The sequence below is a fragment of the Buttiauxella sp. BIGb0552 genome (assembly GCF_004366275.1).
In the GTDB taxonomy this organism is placed as follows: Bacteria; Pseudomonadota; Gammaproteobacteria; order Enterobacterales; family Enterobacteriaceae; genus Buttiauxella; species Buttiauxella gaviniae.
Map to the genome: position 1 here is coordinate 415,238 of NZ_SODY01000005.1, position 18,247 is coordinate 433,484.

17 protein-coding genes are annotated in these 18,247 nt (G+C 49.2%); 2 read left to right on the forward strand and 15 right to left on the reverse strand.

The features are described 5' to 3' along the window. The first annotated feature begins 265 nt into the window (after positions 1 to 265). On the forward strand, positions 266 to 2,443 hold the full coding sequence (locus EDF88_RS17075) for a right-handed parallel beta-helix repeat-containing protein (protein ID WP_134186048.1): 2,178 nt from the start codon (positions 266 to 268) through the stop codon (positions 2,441 to 2,443). 67 nt (positions 2,444 to 2,510) lie between these two features. Here EDF88_RS17075 and EDF88_RS17080 read toward each other — a convergent pair whose 3' ends face one another. From EDF88_RS17080 to asnC, 13 genes are all read right to left on the reverse strand, one after another. Then, on the reverse strand, positions 2,511 to 2,930 hold the full coding sequence (locus EDF88_RS17080; RefSeq protein WP_124025055.1) for a F0F1 ATP synthase subunit epsilon: 420 nt from the start codon (positions 2,928 to 2,930) through the stop codon (positions 2,511 to 2,513). Positions 2,931 to 2,950: 20 nt separating this feature from the next. Then, positions 2,951 to 4,333, reverse strand: a complete 1,383-nt coding sequence (atpD, locus tag EDF88_RS17085) for a F0F1 ATP synthase subunit beta (protein ID WP_064514874.1) — start codon at positions 4,331 to 4,333, stop codon at positions 2,951 to 2,953. A 28-nt stretch (positions 4,334 to 4,361) separates the two neighbouring features. Beyond that, entirely contained in the window at positions 4,362 to 5,225 is an 864-nt protein-coding gene (gene atpG / locus EDF88_RS17090) for a F0F1 ATP synthase subunit gamma (protein WP_064514876.1), read from the reverse strand. A gap of 50 nt (positions 5,226 to 5,275) precedes the next feature. Continuing rightward, complete coding sequence (gene atpA, locus EDF88_RS17095; protein ID WP_064514878.1) at positions 5,276 to 6,817, reverse strand: F0F1 ATP synthase subunit alpha; 1,542 nt, start codon at positions 6,815 to 6,817, stop codon at positions 5,276 to 5,278. A 12-nt stretch (positions 6,818 to 6,829) separates the two neighbouring features. Beyond that, on the reverse strand, positions 6,830 to 7,363 hold the full coding sequence (atpH, locus tag EDF88_RS17100) for a F0F1 ATP synthase subunit delta (RefSeq protein WP_064514880.1): 534 nt from the start codon (positions 7,361 to 7,363) through the stop codon (positions 6,830 to 6,832). A gap of 14 nt (positions 7,364 to 7,377) precedes the next feature. Next, complete coding sequence (gene atpF, locus EDF88_RS17105) at positions 7,378 to 7,848, reverse strand: F0F1 ATP synthase subunit B (RefSeq protein ID WP_034460698.1); 471 nt, start codon at positions 7,846 to 7,848, stop codon at positions 7,378 to 7,380. 61 nt (positions 7,849 to 7,909) lie between these two features. Further along, positions 7,910 to 8,149, reverse strand: coding sequence for a F0F1 ATP synthase subunit C (gene atpE, locus EDF88_RS17110; protein WP_000429386.1), 240 nt, complete (start codon positions 8,147 to 8,149; stop codon positions 7,910 to 7,912). 48 nt (positions 8,150 to 8,197) lie between these two features. Then, positions 8,198 to 9,016: a F0F1 ATP synthase subunit A gene (atpB, locus tag EDF88_RS17115; RefSeq protein ID WP_064514881.1), complete on the reverse strand. Its 819-nt coding sequence runs from the start codon at positions 9,014 to 9,016 to the stop codon at positions 8,198 to 8,200. A gap of 8 nt (positions 9,017 to 9,024) precedes the next feature. Next, positions 9,025 to 9,405, reverse strand: a complete 381-nt coding sequence (atpI, locus tag EDF88_RS17120; RefSeq protein ID WP_064514883.1) for a F0F1 ATP synthase subunit I — start codon at positions 9,403 to 9,405, stop codon at positions 9,025 to 9,027. Positions 9,406 to 10,023: 618 nt separating this feature from the next. Then, a complete protein-coding gene (rsmG, locus tag EDF88_RS17125) occupies positions 10,024 to 10,647 on the reverse strand; it encodes a 16S rRNA (guanine(527)-N(7))-methyltransferase RsmG (protein ID WP_064514884.1) in 624 nt (207 codons plus the stop codon). A gap of 56 nt (positions 10,648 to 10,703) precedes the next feature. After that, the gene (gene mnmG, locus EDF88_RS17130; protein ID WP_064514886.1) at positions 10,704 to 12,593 is read right to left on the reverse strand and encodes a tRNA uridine-5-carboxymethylaminomethyl(34) synthesis enzyme MnmG; all 1,890 of its coding nucleotides are present in this window, start codon (positions 12,591 to 12,593) and stop codon (positions 10,704 to 10,706) included. A gap of 372 nt (positions 12,594 to 12,965) precedes the next feature. Continuing rightward, on the reverse strand, positions 12,966 to 13,415 hold the full coding sequence (mioC, locus tag EDF88_RS17135) for an FMN-binding protein MioC (protein WP_134186005.1): 450 nt from the start codon (positions 13,413 to 13,415) through the stop codon (positions 12,966 to 12,968). Between the two features lie 90 nt (positions 13,416 to 13,505). Next, entirely contained in the window at positions 13,506 to 13,964 is a 459-nt protein-coding gene (gene asnC / locus EDF88_RS17140; protein ID WP_034460708.1) for a transcriptional regulator AsnC, read from the reverse strand. A gap of 156 nt (positions 13,965 to 14,120) precedes the next feature. Between asnC and asnA the strand changes: the two genes are divergently transcribed. Beyond that, complete coding sequence (asnA, locus tag EDF88_RS17145; protein ID WP_134186007.1) at positions 14,121 to 15,113, forward strand: aspartate--ammonia ligase; 993 nt, start codon at positions 14,121 to 14,123, stop codon at positions 15,111 to 15,113. Between the two features lie 3 nt (positions 15,114 to 15,116). Here asnA and viaA read toward each other — a convergent pair whose 3' ends face one another. Together viaA and ravA are read right to left on the reverse strand one after the other, a co-directional pair. After that, positions 15,117 to 16,568 carry an ATPase RavA stimulator ViaA gene (gene viaA / locus EDF88_RS17150; protein WP_134186009.1) on the reverse strand — a complete coding sequence of 484 codons (1,452 nt, stop codon included), beginning with the start codon at positions 16,566 to 16,568 and terminating at the stop codon, positions 15,117 to 15,119. After that, on the reverse strand, positions 16,568 to 18,061 hold the full coding sequence (gene ravA / locus EDF88_RS17155) for an ATPase RavA (protein WP_134186011.1): 1,494 nt from the start codon (positions 18,059 to 18,061) through the stop codon (positions 16,568 to 16,570). The genes viaA and ravA overlap by 1 nt, the downstream gene beginning before the upstream one ends. Positions 18,062 to 18,247 lie beyond the last annotated feature (186 nt).

The window sequence follows — 18,247 nt, forward strand, 5'->3', positions numbered from 1 at the left end:
AACGCGATGCCTAAAAAACAGGCTTCTGATGCTCTTTTCAGTTGCTCATGTGCTCAATTGTAGGTGGATAAGCTCGGAAAAAGTACTTCTGAAATAACAAAAGCCATAGATCTCTGTGGATTAAGACTTCTTTTCGGTCAGAAACAAAGCTAGTCCACATATTTGAAATGTTAGTGTTTTAAAAATCAGCCTTTGTGACAAGTATAAAAGAAACGTCATTTCATTTTTATAGATAATGGCACGGACATTTATAAGGAGAATAATGATGGCGTCAAAAATACCTCTGGCTCTTACGCTTTGTGGCGCGGCTTTATCCCTGCCAGCAACCGCACAGCAACAACCCATCTGGCACGCAATTGCTTTTGGGCAATCAACAGATATTAACTTTTCATCTAACGTGTTACCTGAAAAAGTGGGTGTGAACAACGTAACGATCGACGGCAAAAAGCTGGCCACTGCAGATTCCGCCGATCTTTCCAAACCCATAACCATCGAAAGCCGTGGCGGTAAAATTGCTAACTCTCACGATGGATTAACGTTCTTCTATACCGCATTACCCACCAGTGAGAATTTTGTCTTACAGGCAACGGTCACCGTCGATCAGTTTGGCCCTGAAAATGGTGCGAAACCGGCCGCGCAGGAAGGTGCCGGGATGCTGGTAAGGGATGTATTAGGCAATCCGCGCCAGGAGCCGCTGAAGGAAGGCTACGAAGAGTTTCCTGCGGCTTCCAATATGGTGATGAATGCCATAATGACGCAGGATAAAAAGGACGCATCACGCGTGAAAATGCAGGCCATTGCGCGTGATGGTATTACTCAGCCATGGGGAAATACCGGCTCAACTATTTCTCGTAAAAGCTACCAGGAAGCCATTGATCTGAGTAAAGCACCGACTTTCCGCATGAAGCTCGAGCGTACCAATGATGGGTTTGTGACTTCTTGGGCTCCAGCCGGAAGCGACGCATGGGTTTCTGAAAATGTTAAACGCGCCGATATCATCACAAGCCAGGATAAAGAGAAGTATTACGTCGGTTTCTTTGCTTCCCGGAATGCCAAAATCACTGTTAGCGATGCGTCATTAGAAACGAGTGCAGCAAATACTGTTGCTTCCGCGTCTTTCGTGCCGAAAGCATGGCCTGTTGTGATGCAAATTGCCTCTCCAGCAAAAAGTTCCACCAGCGAATACGTGGTACAGGCACGCGCTAACTATGACGGCAATTTCACCGTACGCCAGGACGAAGTTGTGATCGGTCAGGAAAAAGTGGCCAAGGCCGGGGAGATGTTCACTCTGCCAACCACACTTAAAGAGCAAGCACGTTTCACCGTGACTTTTACCCCAACCAGCGGTAAAGACAAAACCCCTGTCACCCAAAACTTCATGGTTGAGCAAGTCAAAAACATGGAAGGCAATACGCTTTACGTAGCGCCAGATGGTGCATCAAGTAACAATGGTTCTAAATCCGCACCACTAGATTTGGCTAGCGCAATCTCCCTCATCTCTCCTGGTGGAAAAATCATCTTAAGCAGCGGTGAGTACCCACTTACTACCATTTCGACGGCTGACAGTGGCATAAAAGGCAAACTGAAAACCCTCGAGGCCGATGGCAAAGTCGTGATTCGCGGCCTGGCTTTGGATGGTAACTACTGGCATGTCAAAGGCATTGAAGTCACCGATAAGAGCTTACGAGTTCAGGGCAGCCATAACCTTATCGAAAGTGTAATCGCCTACAAAAATGACGACACAGGCATCCAGATTTCATCTCCTGCTGATGTAGGCCGTCCGTTGTGGGCAAGCTACAACAAAGTCGTTAATGCCGAATCCTTCAGTAATGAAGATCCGGGCAAAATCAATGCTGATGGCTTTGCGGTGAAGATGCGTGTGGGTGATGGAAACCGTCTTGAAGGATGCTATGCGCACGACAATATTGATGATGGCTATGACCTGTTCAACAAGATTGAAGACGGTGCAAATGGCGTTGTGGTGATCGAGAACTCTATTGCCCGTAACAACACCAGCAACGGTTTCAAGCTGGGCGGGGAAGGGCAGCCTGTCGCACATGAAATCCACAACAGCATCGCGATTGGTAACCACCTTGATGGTTTTACCGATAACTTTAACCCTGGTGCGCTGGTAGTGGCTAACAACGTTTCGGTTGATAACCAACGCTTTAACTACATCTTCCGCCCAAGCCCTTACGGCAGCGCGGAAACTCAAGGTAAGTTCACCGATAACATTTCATTGCGTAGCGTTGAGGGAAAATATGATGACGCTATCTCGGGAAATGTAGATAGCAGCAACTATTTCATTCGGGATGGTAAAACGGTAAACAGCGAAGGTAAGCAGCTGAGTATAAAAGATTATCAGTCGTTGACGCTGCCAGTCCCGTTGCAACGTAATGCTGATGGTTCATTCAAAACAGGTGAGTTTCTGACAAAGCAGTAGAATAGTTCAAACGAAAAAAATGCCAGTCAGGGAAACCTGGCTGGCATTTGTCTTTTCAAGCAGGTAGTTACATCGCTTTTCTGGTCAACTCGATAACGCGAAGTTTCGCGATCGCCTTAGCCAGTTCAGCAGAAGCCTGAGCGTAGTCCACATCACCGTGGGAACTATGGATGCGCTCTTCCGCTTTACGCTTCGCTTCCAGGGCTCGAGCTTCGTCGAGGTCCTGACCACGAATTGCGGTATCGGCCAGCACGGTTACCGTGCCAGGCTGCACTTCCATCACACCACCAGACAAGTAGATATACTCTTCATGTCCGTGCTGTTTAACGATGCGGATCATACCAGGCTTAATGGCGGTGAGCAGCGGGGCGTGGCCAGGATAAATCCCCAGCTCACCTTCGCTACCCGTTACCTGGATCTTCTCAACCAGACCGGAGAACATTTGGCTCTCCGCGCTGACGACGTCCAGGTGATAAGTCATTGCCATGTCACCCTCCGATTAAGGCGTTAAAGTTTTTTAGCTTTCTCAACGGCTTCGTCGATAGTACCAACCATGTAGAACGCCTGCTCTGGCAGATGGTCATATTCGCCGTCCATGATGCCTTTAAAGCCACGGATAGTATCTTTCAGCGATACAAACTTGCCCGGAGAACCGGTAAAGACTTCTGCTACGAAGAATGGCTGAGACAGGAAGCGCTGAATCTTACGCGCACGTGCTACAACCAATTTATCTTCTTCAGAAAGTTCATCCATACCAAGAATGGCGATGATGTCTTTCAGTTCCTGGTAACGTTGCAGAATAGACTGCACGCCACGCGCGGTGTCGTAGTGTTCCTGGCCAACAACCAGTGGATCTAACTGACGGCTGGTGGAATCCAGTGGATCTACCGCAGGGTAGATACCCAGAGACGCGATGTTACGGCTCAGTACCACGGTTGCATCCAAGTGAGCAAAGGTGGTTGCTGGAGATGGGTCAGTCAAGTCATCCGCAGGTACGTATACCGCTTGAACAGAAGTGATTGAGCCAGTTTTGGTGGAGGTAATACGCTCCTGCAAAACACCCATCTCTTCTGCCAGAGTTGGCTGGTAACCTACCGCAGATGGCATACGACCCAGCAGTGCAGATACTTCTGTACCGGCCAGGGTATAACGGTAAATGTTATCAACGAACAGCAGAACGTCACGACCTTCGTCACGGAACTTCTCAGCCATGGTCAGACCGGTCAGCGCAACGCGCAGACGGTTACCTGGTGGCTCGTTCATCTGGCCATAAACCAGTGATACTTTGTCCAGAACGTTGGAGTCGGTCATTTCGTGGTAGAAGTCGTTACCCTCACGAGTACGCTCACCCACGCCTGCAAACACAGAGTAACCGGAGTGCTCGATCGCGATGTTACGAATAAGCTCCATCATGTTTACAGTTTTACCAACACCCGCACCACCGAACAGACCCACTTTACCGCCCTTAGCGAACGGGCAAATCAGGTCCATTACTTTAATGCCGGTTTCCAGCAGGTCTTGAGAGCTGGACAGTTCTTCGTAGCTTGGAGCAGAACGGTGAATAGCCCAACGCTCTTCTTCGCCGATATCGCCTTTCATGTCGATAGGCTCGCCCAGGACGTTCATGATACGACCCAGAGTTGCTTTACCTACCGGCACTTCGATTGGGTGATCGAGGTTAGAAACTTCCAGACCACGACGCAAACCATCAGAAGTACCCATGGCGATAGTACGAACTACGCCACCACCTAACTGTTGCTGAACTTCCAGCACCAGACGGTCTTTACCATTTGTAACCTCAAGAGCGTCGTACACTTTTGGTACGGCATCCTGAGGGAACTCGACGTCCACCACGGCGCCGATTACCTGGATAATCTTTCCAGTAGCCATCTCGAATCCTCTAAATACGTAAACCTGGTTATACCGCGGAAGCGCCACCGACGATTTCGGTGAGTTCCTGAGTAATGCTGGCCTGACGAGCTTTGTTGTAAACCAACTGCAGCTCTTTAATCAGGCTGCCGCCATTGTCGGTAGCGGCTTTCATCGCCACCATACGTGCGGCCTGCTCGCTGGCCAGGTTTTCTACGACGCCCTGATAAACCTGAGATTCCACATAACGGCGCAGCAAAGTATCCAGCAGCGCTTTAGGATCAGGTTCATACAGATAATCCCAGGTTTTCTTCTTCAGCTCACCATCTTCTGCTGGCGGTAACGGCAGCAGTTGGGTAAGGGTAGGAACCTGAGACATTGTGTTAATAAATTTGTTGCTGACAACATACAGCTTGTCCAGACGGCCTTCATCGTAGGCCTGCAACATCACTTTCACCGGGCCAATCAACTCGGACAGGGAAGGGTTATCACCCATACCAGTCACCTGAGCAACAATATTGCCGCCTACAGAGTTGAAGAAAGAGACGCCTTTAGAGCCGATCATTGCGATTTCGCTTTGAACGCCTTTATCGGACCACTCTTTCATGTCAGCCAGCAGCTTTTTGAACAGGTTAGTGTTCAATCCACCACACAGACCACGGTCAGTGGACACCACCAGGTAGCCCACGCGTTTGACTTCGCGTTCATCCAGGTAAGGGTGTTTGTATTCAAGATTACCCAAAGCCAGGTGGCCAATCACTTTACGCATAGTTTCTGCGTAAGGACGGCTGGCAGCCATGCGTTCCTGCGTTTTACGCATTTTGGACGCGGCGACCATTTCCATTGCTTTGGTGATCTTCTGCGTGTTCTGGACGCTTGCGATCTTACTACGTATCTCTTTTGCGCCGGCCATGAGCTTCTCCTCAATGCCTTGCGGCTTGCCCTAAGACAAGCCGCCAGACTTTACCAGGACTGAGTTGCTTTGAAGGAATCGAGGATGCCTTTCAGCTTGCCTTCGATTTCGTCGTTATAGCCACCAGATTGGTTGATTTCTTGCATCAGTGGAGCATGGTCACGGTCAACGTAAGCCAGCAGAGCGGCTTCGAAGCTACCGATTTTAGCCAGTTCCACATCTTCGAGGTAACCACGTTCAGCAGCGAACAGAACCAGAGACTGCTGCGCAACAGACATCGGCGCATATTGTTTCTGTTTCAGGAGCTCGGTCACTTTCTGACCATGGCTCAACTGCTTACGGGTCGCATCGTCAAGATCTGATGCAAACTGAGAGAACGCAGCCAGTTCACGATACTGTGCCAGAGCGGTACGGATACCACCGGACAGTTTTTTCATGATCTTGGTCTGAGCAGCACCACCAACACGAGATACGGAGATACCCGGGTTAACCGCAGGACGAATACCGGCGTTAAACAGTGTTGATTCCAGGAAGATCTGACCATCGGTAATAGAAATTACGTTGGTCGGAACGAACGCGGAAACGTCACCCGCTTGCGTTTCGATAATCGGAAGCGCAGTCAGGGAACCTGTTTTGCCTTTCACTTCACCCTTAGTGAATGCTTCAACGTAATCAGCGTTTACACGCGCAGCACGTTCCAGCAAACGGGAGTGGAGATAGAATACGTCGCCTGGGTAAGCTTCACGACCTGGTGGACGGCGAAGCAGCAGGGAAATCTGACGATAAGCAACAGCCTGTTTAGACAGGTCATCATAAATGATCAGTGCATCTTCACCACGGTCACGGAAGTATTCACCCATCGCGCAACCGGAGTACGGTGCCAGGTATTGCAGTGCAGCAGATTCTGATGCAGTTGCAACAACAACGATAGTGTTAGCCAGTGCGCCGTGCTCTTCCAGTTTACGAACCACGTTAGAGATAGTGGACGCTTTCTGGCCGATAGCAACGTAGATACATTTGATGCCGGAATCACGCTGGTTGATGATGGCATCGATTGCCAGAGCAGTTTTACCTGTCTGACGGTCACCGATGATAAGTTCACGCTGACCACGACCGATTGGGATCATGGCATCGACGGACTTATAACCAGTCTGTACAGGCTGGTCTACGGATTGACGTTCGATTACACCTGGTGCGATCGCTTCAACGGCAGCAAAGCCGTCATGCTCAAGCGGACCTTTACCATCGATAGGTGCACCCAGGGTGTTCACCACACGACCCAGCAGGCCACGGCCTACCGGTACTTCAAGAATACGGCCAGTACACTTAACTTTCATGCCTTCGGCAAGGTCAGCATACGGACCCATTACTACTGCACCTACAGAGTCGCGCTCTAAGTTCAGTGCAATGGCGTAACGGTTTCCCGGAAGGGAAATCATCTCACCCTGCATTACATCGGCCAGGCCGTGTACGCGGATGATACCGTCACTTACAGAAACGATTGTACCTTCGTTGTGAGCCTCGCTCACAACACTGAACTGAGCAATGCGCTGCTTGATCAGTTCGCTGATTTCGGTGGAATTCAGTTGCATGCTCCAGTCCCCTTAAGACTGCAAGACGTCTGTCAGGCGATCAAGACGGCCGCGTACGCTACCATCAATAACCATATCACCTGCGCGGATAATGACACCCGCCATTACAGACTTGTCAATTTTGCAATTCAGCTTAACTTTGCGTGACAGACGTTTTTCCATCGCGGCGCTGATTTTCGAAAGCTGGTCTTCGTTTAGTGCGCTGGCAGAAGTCACTTCGACTTCAACAGTAGCCTCTTGGGCTGCACGCAGTTGAACGAATTGCTCAAGAACATCAGGAAGAACTTTCAGACGCCCGTTTTCAGCCATCACCTTAATCAGGTTCTGGCCATTGGCGTCTAGCTGGTCACCACAGATGGAGATAAACGACGCAGAGAGAGTATCCGGAGCTAATGCGCCGGAAAGAAGCTCTGCTATTTGTTCGTTTTTAGACACCTCAGCGGCGAAACCCAGCATATGCTGCCAGTTATCAACGCTTTGGTGCTCGACGGCAAAGTCAAAAGCTGCTTTGGCGTAGGGGCGAGCTACAGTTACAAATTCAGACATCAGCCCCTCCCTCCTTACAGTTCAGCGACCAGTTTATCAACGATGTCGCTGTTAGCAGCTTCATCCACGGAACGTTCAATGATCTTCTCGGCACCGGCGATAGCCAGCAGAGCCACTTGCTTACGCAGTTCTTCACGAGCGCGTTTACGCTCTGCGTCGATTTCTGCCTGAGCCTGTGCAACGATTTTGTCACGTTCCTGCTCTGCCTCGGTTTTAGCTTCTTCAAGGATCTGAGCACGGCGTTTGTTCGCCTGCTCAATAATCACCTGAGCTTCACCTTTGGCTTTTTTCAGCTGGTCGGTCGCGTTGGCCTGTGCAAGGTCAAGGTCCTTTTTGGCACGTTCTGCAGAAGAGAGACCGTCAGCAATTTCTTGTTGACGCTTCTCGATGGCAGCCATGATTGGCGGCCATACGTACTTCATGCAGAACAGAACAAACAGGACAAACGCGATGGCCTGGCCGAGGATTGTTGCGTTAAGATTCACAGCACAATGCCTCTTTGTTAGTTAACGTTCTGATATTGCTTGGTGTATTAAGCAATGCTTACTACGCGACGGCGAACATCACGTACAGACCCAGACCAACAGCGATCATCGGGATAGCATCCACCAGACCCATAACGATAAAGAACTGAGTACGCAGCAAAGGAATCAGATCAGGTTGACGCGCTGCGCCTTCCAGGAATTTTCCCCCGAGGATGCCGATACCGATCGCAGCACCGATTGCCGCCAGACCCATCATCACAGCGGCAGCCATGTACAGCAGATCCATATTCAGGTTTTCCATGACAGTCTCCAGTTTGTTTCAGTTAAAACGCAGTAGTGGTAAGTAAAATCAATGCTCTTCAGATGCCATCGACAGATAGACGATCGTCAGAACCATGAAAATGAAGGCTTGCAGCGTAATGATCAGGATGTGGAAAATGGCCCAAGGCACACTCAGAATCCACTGTGACCACCACGGCAACAGACCAGCAATCAGAATGAAAATCAATTCACCGGCATACATGTTGCCGAACAGTCGCAGACCAAGAGAAATAGGCTTGGACAGCAGGCTCACACCTTCAAGGATTAAGTTGAACGGTATAAATGCCCAGTGATTGAACGGCTGCAGCGTCAGCTCTTTCGTGAAGCCGCCAATGCCTTTCATTTTGATGCTGTAGAAAAGAATCAGGATAAACACGCCAAGCGCCATAGACAGGGTGATGTTCACGTCCGCAGACGGCACCACACGCAGGGCTGGCAGGCCAAAGATATGCTCGCCGATAAACGGCAGGAAATCGATTGGCAGCAGGTCCATCAGGTTCATCAGGAATACCCAGACAAAGACCGTCAGAGCAAGCGGTGCAATGACCTTGCTTTTGCCATGGTACATGTCTTTGACACTGGTATTAACAAAGCCGATGACCAACTCAACTGCTGTCTGGAATTTACCTGGGACACCACTAGTAGCGTTTTTTGCTACTTTGCGGAATAACACCAGGAACAAGAAACCCAGAACCACGGAGAAGAACATGGAGTCAATATTGAGTGTCCAGAAGGTAGCTGGGGGGTGATACGGATCAACCAGCGAGAAAGTACGCAGGTCCAACTGAAGGTTATTCAGATGGTGGCCTATATACTCCTGCGGTGTAGAGATTTCTCCTGCAGACATGATGCCTCTTACCCTTTGTTGTTAATTACAGCTGGTGCGAGTATCTGCACAACCAGCACCGAAACCCACGTCACAATAAGCGGCAACAATACCGCCTTAAAACCAGCTAACGCCACCACCAATATGGTAAAGCTCGCTATCACCTTTAATACTTCGCCAATAGCGAAGGTCCAGGCCAGACGGCCCTTTGACGGTGTATGCACTTGGTGACGCCAGGCAAAATTCATAAATACAGCATTTGGCAACCAGGCTGCCAGGCCTCCGCCAAAAGCAGAAGCACCCCACGCGGGGTCTTTGAGGTAAAACAGCAATCCAATTGCTATCACTGCAAGAAGCTGAAGGAACAGAAGCTTACGAGCAACGTTTCTACTCAATAGCGACACAGACATGGCGTATCCTAACTCCTGCTCCCTTCGGGGTATGTCGCGCTGGTATAAAACTGCCTTTACGCTTTTGAGTCAAGCCTCAAAAAGCGAGCAAATTATACGGTGCGGCCCCGTGATTTCAAACAATAAGTAGCAAAAAGGTGAACAAATGTTTAAATATTTTCCAACGCAGTTATTTTTCAACTTTTTCTAAATACTGGTTATTTTCCCTAAAAGGGCAAACAATCGAAATAGCTGCCTAATAAAGCGTGCACAAGATCACAAATCAAACATGTCACAACCATTATGCATTTGTCTGTCTCATTAAGTGCGAAACACAGATGTCTGATAAATAAGCTGATTACTGTCTACTCTATTTAAAATAGCCTGAAACATCATTAAAACATTTCATTGACATTTTTATTTATATTTTAACAATTATCCGCATTTGATACTTACGTAATATTTAGCAGGGTTATATTTTCATGCTTAACTAATTTTAAACCTAACTCTGCATTTCGCGTTAAAAATGTGATGACGAAAAGTTAAACCAGTGTTGAATGTAACCAGAGGTTTCAGGCTTTTTCTCTTGATTTTTTAACCTAAAAGAAACAATCCTTTTTCGCCTTTTTTTGATAAATATTAATTTTTGTTTGGCTTAATCATCACCAGATGGCGTTCACCATCAAGCTCTGGCACCTGCAGACGGATAACGTCTTCAACCGTGAAGCTTGCGGGTAAGGCTGCAATTTCATCATCCGGGCGCAATCCCTTCAGAGCATAGAAGCGACCATTCTCAGCTGGAAGATGTTTACACCAGGTCACCATGTCAGTCATTGAGGCAAAAGCACGGCTGATAACCCCATCAAAAGGCGGCTCGGCCGGGAACTCTTCTACACGGCTTTGCACTGGCGTAATGTTATCAAGGTGAAGCTCATGCTGAACCTGGCGCAGGAACCGCACACGCTTACCGAGGCTGTCGAGCAGCGTGAAATGTGAGTCCGGGCGCACGATCGCCAGCGGGATCCCTGGTAAACCTGGACCTGTCCCCACATCGATAAAACGTGAGCCCTGCAAGTACGGCTCTACAACGATACTATCCAGAATATGGCGCACCAACATGTCTTCAGGAAGACGCACGGAAGTCAGGTTGTATGCTTTGTTCCATTTGTGAAGTAGTTCAACATAGCCAACCAATTGTTGTTTTTGGTTTTCTGGCAACGTAATGCCTGCGCTATCCAGCAGGCGATTGAGTTTGTTAAGCACTGTGGTCTATACCCATCAAAAAAAGGCCAGGAAATCCTGGCCCTGAAATGTATTCATCAGGCGCTACGGCGTAGCAGACCTTGTTTTTTTAGCCAGACAAGCAAAATGGAGATCGCCGCCGGGGTTACCCCTGAAATGCGTGATGCCTGCCCAATTGAGACTGGTTTATGATCGTTAAGCTTTGCGATCACTTCGTTAGAAAGACCACTCACCTGCTTGTAATCCAGCGTTGCAGGAAGCAACGTATTTTCGTTACGTTGTTGTTTTTCAATCTCTTCTTGCTGGCGAACGATGTAGCCTTCGTATTTGACCTGAATTTCTACCTGTTCAGCAGACTCTGGATCTTGAAGGCCTGGCGCAAATACTGACAGTTGCATCATCTCAGCATAGGTCATTTCTGGACGACGCAGCAGATCTTCGCCATTTGCTTCACGCGATAGTGGAGCACTTAGCTTAGCGTTTACTTCTTCAACGCTCTCAGAATGAGGATGCAGCCATATGTCTTTCAGACGCTGACGCTCAAGCTCAATGCTTTCCAGTTTTTCGTTAAAGCGTGCCCAACGTTCGTCATCCACCAGACCCATTTCACGGCCAACGGCGGTTAAACGCAGATCGGCGTTGTCTTCACGCAGCATCAAGCGGTATTCAGCACGTGAGGTGAACATGCGGTACGGCTCTTTCGTGCCTAGGGTGCAAAGATCGTCGACCAGTACGCCAAGGTATGCCTGGGAGCGAGCTGGTGCCCAACCCTCTTTCTCAGCAGAGAAGCGTGCTGCGTTCAAACCAGCCAATAAGCCTTGCGCCGCAGCTTCTTCGTAACCGGTAGTGCCGTTGATTTGGCCAGCAAAGAACAGACCCTGGATATATTTACTTTCCAGCGTTGGTTTCAGATCGCGAGGATCGAAGAAGTCATATTCAATGGCATAGCCAGGACGGACGATCTTCGCATTTTCCATGCCTTCCATCGAACGGACGATCTGCATCTGAACATCAAACGGCAGGCTGGTGGAGATACCGTTCGGGTAGATTTCGTTGCTGGTTAGCCCTTCAGGCTCAAGGAAGATTTGGTGCTGGTTACGATCAGCAAAACGCATCACTTTGTCTTCGATTGACGGGCAGTAACGCGGGCCAATCCCTTCGATAACGCCTGCATACATCGGGCTGCGATCGAGGTTATTACGAATAACGTCATGCGTTTTTTCGTTGGTATACGTGATGTAACACGGTACTTGCGCAGGATGCTGGTTCACATTTCCCATGAACGAGAACACCGGCATTGGGTTATCGCCATGCTGCTTAGCAAGTACGCTGAAATCGATGGTGCGTGCGTCGATACGTGGAGGTGTGCCTGTTTTCAGGCGACTGACACGAAGTGGCAGTTCACGTAGACGGCGTGAAAGCGAAATGGATGGCGGATCGCCTGCACGACCACCGCTGTAGTTATCCAATCCGATATGAATTTTGCCATCCAGGAACGTTCCGACAGTCAGTACCACGGATTTAGCGCGGAACTTCAAGCCCATTTGCGTGACAGCACCGACAACGCGATCGTTCTCAACAATCAGATCTTCAACAGCCTGCTGGAAGATCATCAGATTGGGCTGGTTTTCCAGCGCAGTGCGTACCGCCTGGCGGTAAAGCACTCGGTCTGCCTGAGCACGAGTAGCCCGTACTGCGGGGCCTTTACTCGCGTTTAGTATCCTAAACTGGATACCGGCATGGTCGATAGCTTTTGCCATCAAACCGCCTAAAGCATCCACTTCTTTAACCAGATGTCCCTTGCCAATACCACCGATCGCTGGGTTACAAGACATTTGCCCTAACGTGTCGATATTGTGAGTCAAAAGAAGGGTTTGTTGGCCCATCCGTGCAGCAGCCATTGCAGCCTCGGTGCCTGCATGACCCCCGCCAATGATGATGACGTCAAAAGGATCTGGATAAAACATGGTACTGCCTCACGGTTTTGCAAATGGGGGATGACTGATTCCCGGGGTTGGCGATTCTACTTAACTTTAGCCTTTCGAGAAAGCCTTGGGATCCCCGGTAATTAAAAGAAGATCTTTTTTATTTAAAGATCTCTTTATTATGATCTCTTATTAGGATCGGCATGTTCTGTGGATAAGCGCTTTTATGGTAAAGAGATCAAGCGATTAAGAAGGATCGTTAGCTGTGAATGATCGGTGATCCTACGCAGTATAAGCTGGGATCAAAACAGGTACTTATGCACAACTCAAAAAGTGAACAGGAGTTGTTATTGGGATAACTACTGCTTAACCCAAGGTTTTAAGCATACTTATACACAGATAAAAGTGAGATCTTTACAAATCCAGGAGTAAATTCTTCCATGATCCGACCCAAATCTCAGCCGGATCCTCAGGAATATCGTGATCAAGGATGTTCACTTTGAGTAAAGAGCCCACTCTTTTAGCTCCGCACTCCGTCAGAAGGGTGTCCAATTTTTCAATTGCGCCGCAAAAAGTGTCATATTCACGACTACCAATTCCGATTGCACCATAATGAAGAGAACTCAGATCTGGACGTTCTTCATTTATAGCATCGAAGAGAGGTTGCAGATTTTCAGGAAGATCCCCAGCCCCATGAGTAGAAGAGACAATCAGCCAAATTCCACTGGTTTGCAGATCTTCTAACAGTGGCCCATGCAGCGTTTGGGTCGTAAAACCCGCCTCATCGAGCTTTTCAGCTAAATGTTCAGCGACATATTCAGCACTGCCCAGGGTACTGCCGCTAATCAGAGTAACTTCTGTCATTGCGATCCCACCTTTTCGAAACGATGGGCATTGTACGCTGTGTAAGGCCTGCGATCTACCTGTGGATAATATGGGTATTAAAAATAACTGTCAGGGCTTGATGGTGCGCATGATCGGGTTCTGGAGGGAGATCAGTGTTTCGGTGGACTGAATTTCATCAATTGTTTGGATCTTGTTGATAAGTACTTGTTGAAGCGCATCGATAGATCGACACATCACCTTAATAAAGATGCTGTAGTGGCCGGTGGTGTAATACGCCTCAGTGACTTCTTCGAGGCTTTCCAGTTTTGCCAGTGCCGAAGGGTAGTCCTTCGCACTCTTCAAGATGATGCCGATAAAGCAGCAAACGTCGTAACCCAGTTGTTTAGGGCTGATATCGATGCGTGCGCCGGTAATGATCCCTGCCTGCTTCATCTTCTCTACACGTACGTGAATCGTGCCGGGGCTGACACTGAATTGTTTAGCCAGTTCTGCGTAAGCAGTACGGGCATTTGCCATTAAAGCGTCGAGGATGCCGCGATCGAGATTGTCGATCTGATAATTATCCATCACTTTTTCCTATGATTAGTAACGATAGTTCAGATTTTATAGCCTTAAATTAGTCGATTGAAAACCAGTAAGGCTTTTTTATTGTTGATTATTGAATGTTATGCCGACTTTGTTGCTTAATCATCGTCAGTAAAACAACACAATAAAGAGAAAACCATGAAAACTGCCTACATCGCTAAACAACGCCAGATTAGTTTTGTTAAGTCCCACTTCTCTCGTCAACTGGAAGAAAAGCTTGGTCTGATGGAAGTCCAGGCTCCGATTCTCAGCCGCGTGGGTGATGGTACTCAAGACAATCTGTCTGGTTGTGAAAAGGCGGTGCAGGTGAAGGTGAAAACCTTGCCTGACGCGCAGTTTGAAGTGGTGCATTCGCTGGCGAAATGGAAAAGAAAAACACTAGGCCAGCACGACTTCAGCGCGGGCGAAGGGCTTTACACGCACATGAAAGCTCTTCGCCCCGATGAAGACCGTTTGACTCCTATTCATTCTGTGTACGTCGATCAGTGGGATTGGGAACGTGTTATGGGTGAAGGAGAACGTCATCTCGGTACGCTTAAGCAAACTGTAGAAAGCATCTGGGCGGCAATGAAAGCCACGGAAGCCGCAGTGAGCGAGCAGTACGGTTTGACGCCTTTCCTGCCAGAACAAATCCACTTTGTTCACAGCGAAGAACTACAACAGCGCTTCCCGGACCTTGATGCAAAAGGGCGTGAGCGTGCGATTGCGAAAGAGTTGGGCGCGGTGTTCCTGATTGGTATTGGTGGCAAACTGGCAGATGGAAAACGCCATGATGTTCGTGCACCAGATTACGATGACTGGTCAACCGCCAGCCAGGGCGATTTCAAAGGGTTAAACGGTGACATTATGGTGTGGAACCCGCTGCTTGAAGATGCGTTTGAACTCTCTTCCATGGGGATCCGCGTGGATGCGCAAGCATTGCAACATCAGTTAGCAACCACCGGTGATGACGATCGTCTGCAACTTGAGTGGCACCAGTCACTGCTCAAAGGCGAAATGCCGCAAACCATTGGTGGTGGCATCGGGCAGTCTCGTTTGGTGATGCTGATGCTGCAACAGCCACACATTGGCCAGGTACAGTGCGGCGTGTGGCCTGCGGAAGTCCACGCTAAGGTTGCGTCACTGTTGTAAGAATTAACGCCGCCAGCGACGAATCAGGCGGCTACGCATCCCGGTATCGAAGCGCCAGATATGATCGAATATGCGCATGATGCCGGGCTTGCCGTGCCCGGACATGGCGACGGCATGAAAACGATGCAGGTGCTTACGCTGGAGATCCTTCACTTGCGTCACCACATCATCTGGCAGGCGTTGAGCAATAAAGTCAGAAATCACTACCGCATCGGCATCAAACCATTCACTTCCCTGCATTTTTTCTGCGATCGCACGAAAACAACTGGCGAGATCGGTACCACCGCGAAAACGCTGGCTCAGAAAACGGATCGCTTGCTCAATACCATCTGCACCACACACCTCGTAGCGCACCACTTCACTGGAAAACAGCATGATGAAACAGCGACGGTTATCGGCCAGCGCCACGCGCATCAGTGCGAGGCAAAACGCTTTGGCACATTGTTCGTTAAAGCCGCCCATTGAACCGGAAGTATCCACGCAGACAACGAAAGGCCCGCGTGGCTGCTCGTCAAAATCCTGGTGAACGACAGGGCGTTCCATGACTTTCCCGCGCCAGGAGTCACCATGTAGCCGGTAAGTCAGCAGCTGCTTTTCCACCAGCCGGCGATAAAACTCAAATTCCAGCTCACTAATGCCAAGTGTTGCCAACTCTGGCGGTAATAACCGCAAAATGTCATCGCTACGCTGAAGCCCGTCAACCTGTTCTGGCACCGTTGCTGGCTCACGCACCAGCATGCGCCAGGTTTCGGTTGGTGCATCTTTTTTCGGTACCGCTTTTGCTTCTTTAGAGCGGCCAAGCTGTTCGGCCAGTTTGAGCAATTCAGGCTGGCTGGCAAGAAAATCGCCGTACTGAATGATGAGCTGATAATCCCCACGCTTAAGCGAACCGGCACTCATATCCCAAAGGCGTCCTGCGGCGTTATCGCTATCGACTAAAACCGGTTCTAGCTGGCCGCTTAATGCCAGACGCTGCTGCACTTCAGCGAGCAACTGGTCACGCTCGTCTTCCAGTAATTGTTGGTTAAGTGATGTGGTCTGAACCACCAGGCTCAGACGCCAGCGTTGCAGAAACAGCGTTTGTTGGGCGGGTGTCAGCCGAGGTGTTTCTGCCACCAGCTTCTGGGCTTGTCCGAAGAACGGAGAATCAACACTTTCTAGCAGGCGTAAGATATCCGGAAGCTTTGCGGATAGTTGATTTGTGGTAAGCAGTTGGCTTTCCTGATAACACATAACTTCCAGGGTTAGTTCTTGCGGCACGTTGGTGTCGTGCAGTCGAGCCTTAAGCAATTCGCGCCAGCGAGGAATATCTTTAGTTACCGCGTTTTTCATGCGTGGGAATTTTTCAAAAAACACCGCCAACTGAGGTGCTGCCAACAGTGCGACAATAATTCCTTCTATTAGCTCACCTTCGCTAATCGCGAGGATCACATCAAGAGCCTCAACGCTTAACATCAGTGGCGTGCCTGTTTAAGCTGTTCCGCAACGTCTTGCAGGCTGGCTTCAATTTTCCCCAGCCATTCGTTGTGGATGAACAAACATTTTTGCTGATCGTTAAAACGTTCGTGTTGCTGGTGGAGTGTGGCTTCGAGAGAGTCGAATTGTTGTTTGATCTCATCCGGCATCCCTTCTTGCTGTTTGCCCGGAAGCAGCAGACGCGTACCTTGCAGGCTTATATCGCGCAGAACCAGATGCTGGCTTGCGTCGACTTCCATATTCAATACCTGGGCAAAACCAATACCGTTGAGCTTGCCACGCAGCTCCCCGCCTTTTATTAGCCACTGCGCACAGGCTTCGCGGGAGATAGAGACGTGGATAACTTCGATATCGTGTAGTTTCAGTGGCTGCTGGAGTAATAACGTCAGCGTTTCGCCAGCCAGTGAATCTGGTAACTGATACTGTGGACGACGGGTAAACATACCGCCTTGTTTGGTTACGGTGATTGCTTCCCGGTCACTGTGTTGCTGCTGTAATTGAATACGGTTCTGAATAATGGAACCCAATTTACTGAGCATCGCATATTGCTGCCAGGCGTGCCCAGTCATCAATATTTCCAACTGTTGCTGCATCAAATTCATCGCTGCATGGTCATGCCACAGGCAATCTTTTAGCAGGATCAAATCAATCGGGGCGACAGCATTGCGGCCGCTAAAGAAGGCACTGGCTTGTAACAGGCGAATGGCTTTCTTCCAGCGGCGGTCAGAAACATAAGGTGCCCCTGAAGCATTATCGAGTTGCTGGCGTAAGGTGAAGATCAGCTCAAATACATTCTCTGGCAGTACAACGGTGCCAATTTCCTTCTGCCATTTGAAATACTCATCGTCAGTGACTTGCAAGCTTTCGGGAACCGGGTTGTCGTTCTCATCATGCTGACTGGTGAGCATGGAACGGAAATTACCTTTGTCCTGCACTTTGTCGAGCCACAGGCGAATCAGCATACGGTCATATAGCGCTTCCAGGCTGCTGTCTGCTTCCGGGAGTTCATTGGAAGCGGCTACCAGCAAACGCATTGGGATTTTTTCTTCACTTGCCCCATTACGGAAACGTCGTTCATTTATTGCGGTCAGCAGGGTATTCAGAATTGCTGGACCTGCCTTCCAGATTTCATCAAGAAAGACGATCTCAGCTTCTGGCAAATAGCCCGCGGTCAGACGTTCATAGCGGCCTTCATCTTTTAAAGCCTGAATGGAAAGCGGACCAAACACCTCTTCTGGAGTGGAGAAACGCGTCATCAGGTATTCAAAAGCGCGCGCATGCTGGAATGCAAACTTCAGTCGGCGGGCAATCAAACTCTTGGCTATACCTGGAGGGCCAAGCAAGAAAACACTTTCTCCGCTTAGCGCTGCCAGCAGGCAAAGACGCACCGCGTGTTGGCGTTCAAACAATCCTTTTTCCAGTGCCTGGCTAAGCCGTGAAATTCTTTCAGCCAATAAATGTGATTGAGCCATAATTAGCATTGCATCCTTACGCGGTATAAAACTCATTGGGTACAGCGAGTATATCGTTCATCTATATTATCGTTAATGGATTGATGAACGGCTCTTTTTTCCCTGACATAAGTTAAGCCTGTTGTATTTAGGGGTACGATTTACTTAATTATCGTGCATACTGTGCGCCTTTTTGTGGGCCAAGGG

What these genes read in the sequence shown, in the direction of transcription:
- EDF88_RS17075 (WP_134186048.1), top strand. Translation starts at nt 266, where the DNA reads ATGGCGTCAAAAATACCTCTGGCTCTTACGCTTTGTGGCGCGGCTTTA.
- EDF88_RS17080 (WP_124025055.1), bottom strand. Translation starts at nt 2,930, where the DNA reads ATGGCAATGACTTATCACCTGGACGTCGTCAGCGCGGAGAGCCAAATG.
- atpD (WP_064514874.1), bottom strand. Translation starts at nt 4,333, where the DNA reads ATGGCTACTGGAAAGATTATCCAGGTAATCGGCGCCGTGGTGGACGTC.
- atpG (WP_064514876.1), bottom strand. Translation starts at nt 5,225, where the DNA reads ATGGCCGGCGCAAAAGAGATACGTAGTAAGATCGCAAGCGTCCAGAAC.
- atpA (WP_064514878.1), bottom strand. Translation starts at nt 6,817, where the DNA reads ATGCAACTGAATTCCACCGAAATCAGCGAACTGATCAAGCAGCGCATT.
- atpH (WP_064514880.1), bottom strand. Translation starts at nt 7,363, where the DNA reads ATGTCTGAATTTGTAACTGTAGCTCGCCCCTACGCCAAAGCAGCTTTT.
- atpE (WP_000429386.1), bottom strand. Translation starts at nt 8,149, where the DNA reads ATGGAAAACCTGAATATGGATCTGCTGTACATGGCTGCCGCTGTGATG.
- atpB (WP_064514881.1), bottom strand. Translation starts at nt 9,016, where the DNA reads ATGTCTGCAGGAGAAATCTCTACACCGCAGGAGTATATAGGCCACCAT.
- atpI (WP_064514883.1), bottom strand. Translation starts at nt 9,405, where the DNA reads ATGTCTGTGTCGCTATTGAGTAGAAACGTTGCTCGTAAGCTTCTGTTC.
- mnmG (WP_064514886.1), bottom strand. Translation starts at nt 12,593, where the DNA reads ATGTTTTATCCAGATCCTTTTGACGTCATCATCATTGGCGGGGGTCAT.
- mioC (WP_134186005.1), bottom strand. Translation starts at nt 13,415, where the DNA reads ATGACAGAAGTTACTCTGATTAGCGGCAGTACCCTGGGCAGTGCTGAA.
- asnC (WP_034460708.1), bottom strand. Translation starts at nt 13,964, where the DNA reads ATGGATAATTATCAGATCGACAATCTCGATCGCGGCATCCTCGACGCT.
- asnA (WP_134186007.1), top strand. Translation starts at nt 14,121, where the DNA reads ATGAAAACTGCCTACATCGCTAAACAACGCCAGATTAGTTTTGTTAAG.
- viaA (WP_134186009.1), bottom strand. Translation starts at nt 16,568, where the DNA reads ATGTTAAGCGTTGAGGCTCTTGATGTGATCCTCGCGATTAGCGAAGGT.
- ravA (WP_134186011.1), bottom strand. Translation starts at nt 18,061, where the DNA reads ATGGCTCAATCACATTTATTGGCTGAAAGAATTTCACGGCTTAGCCAG.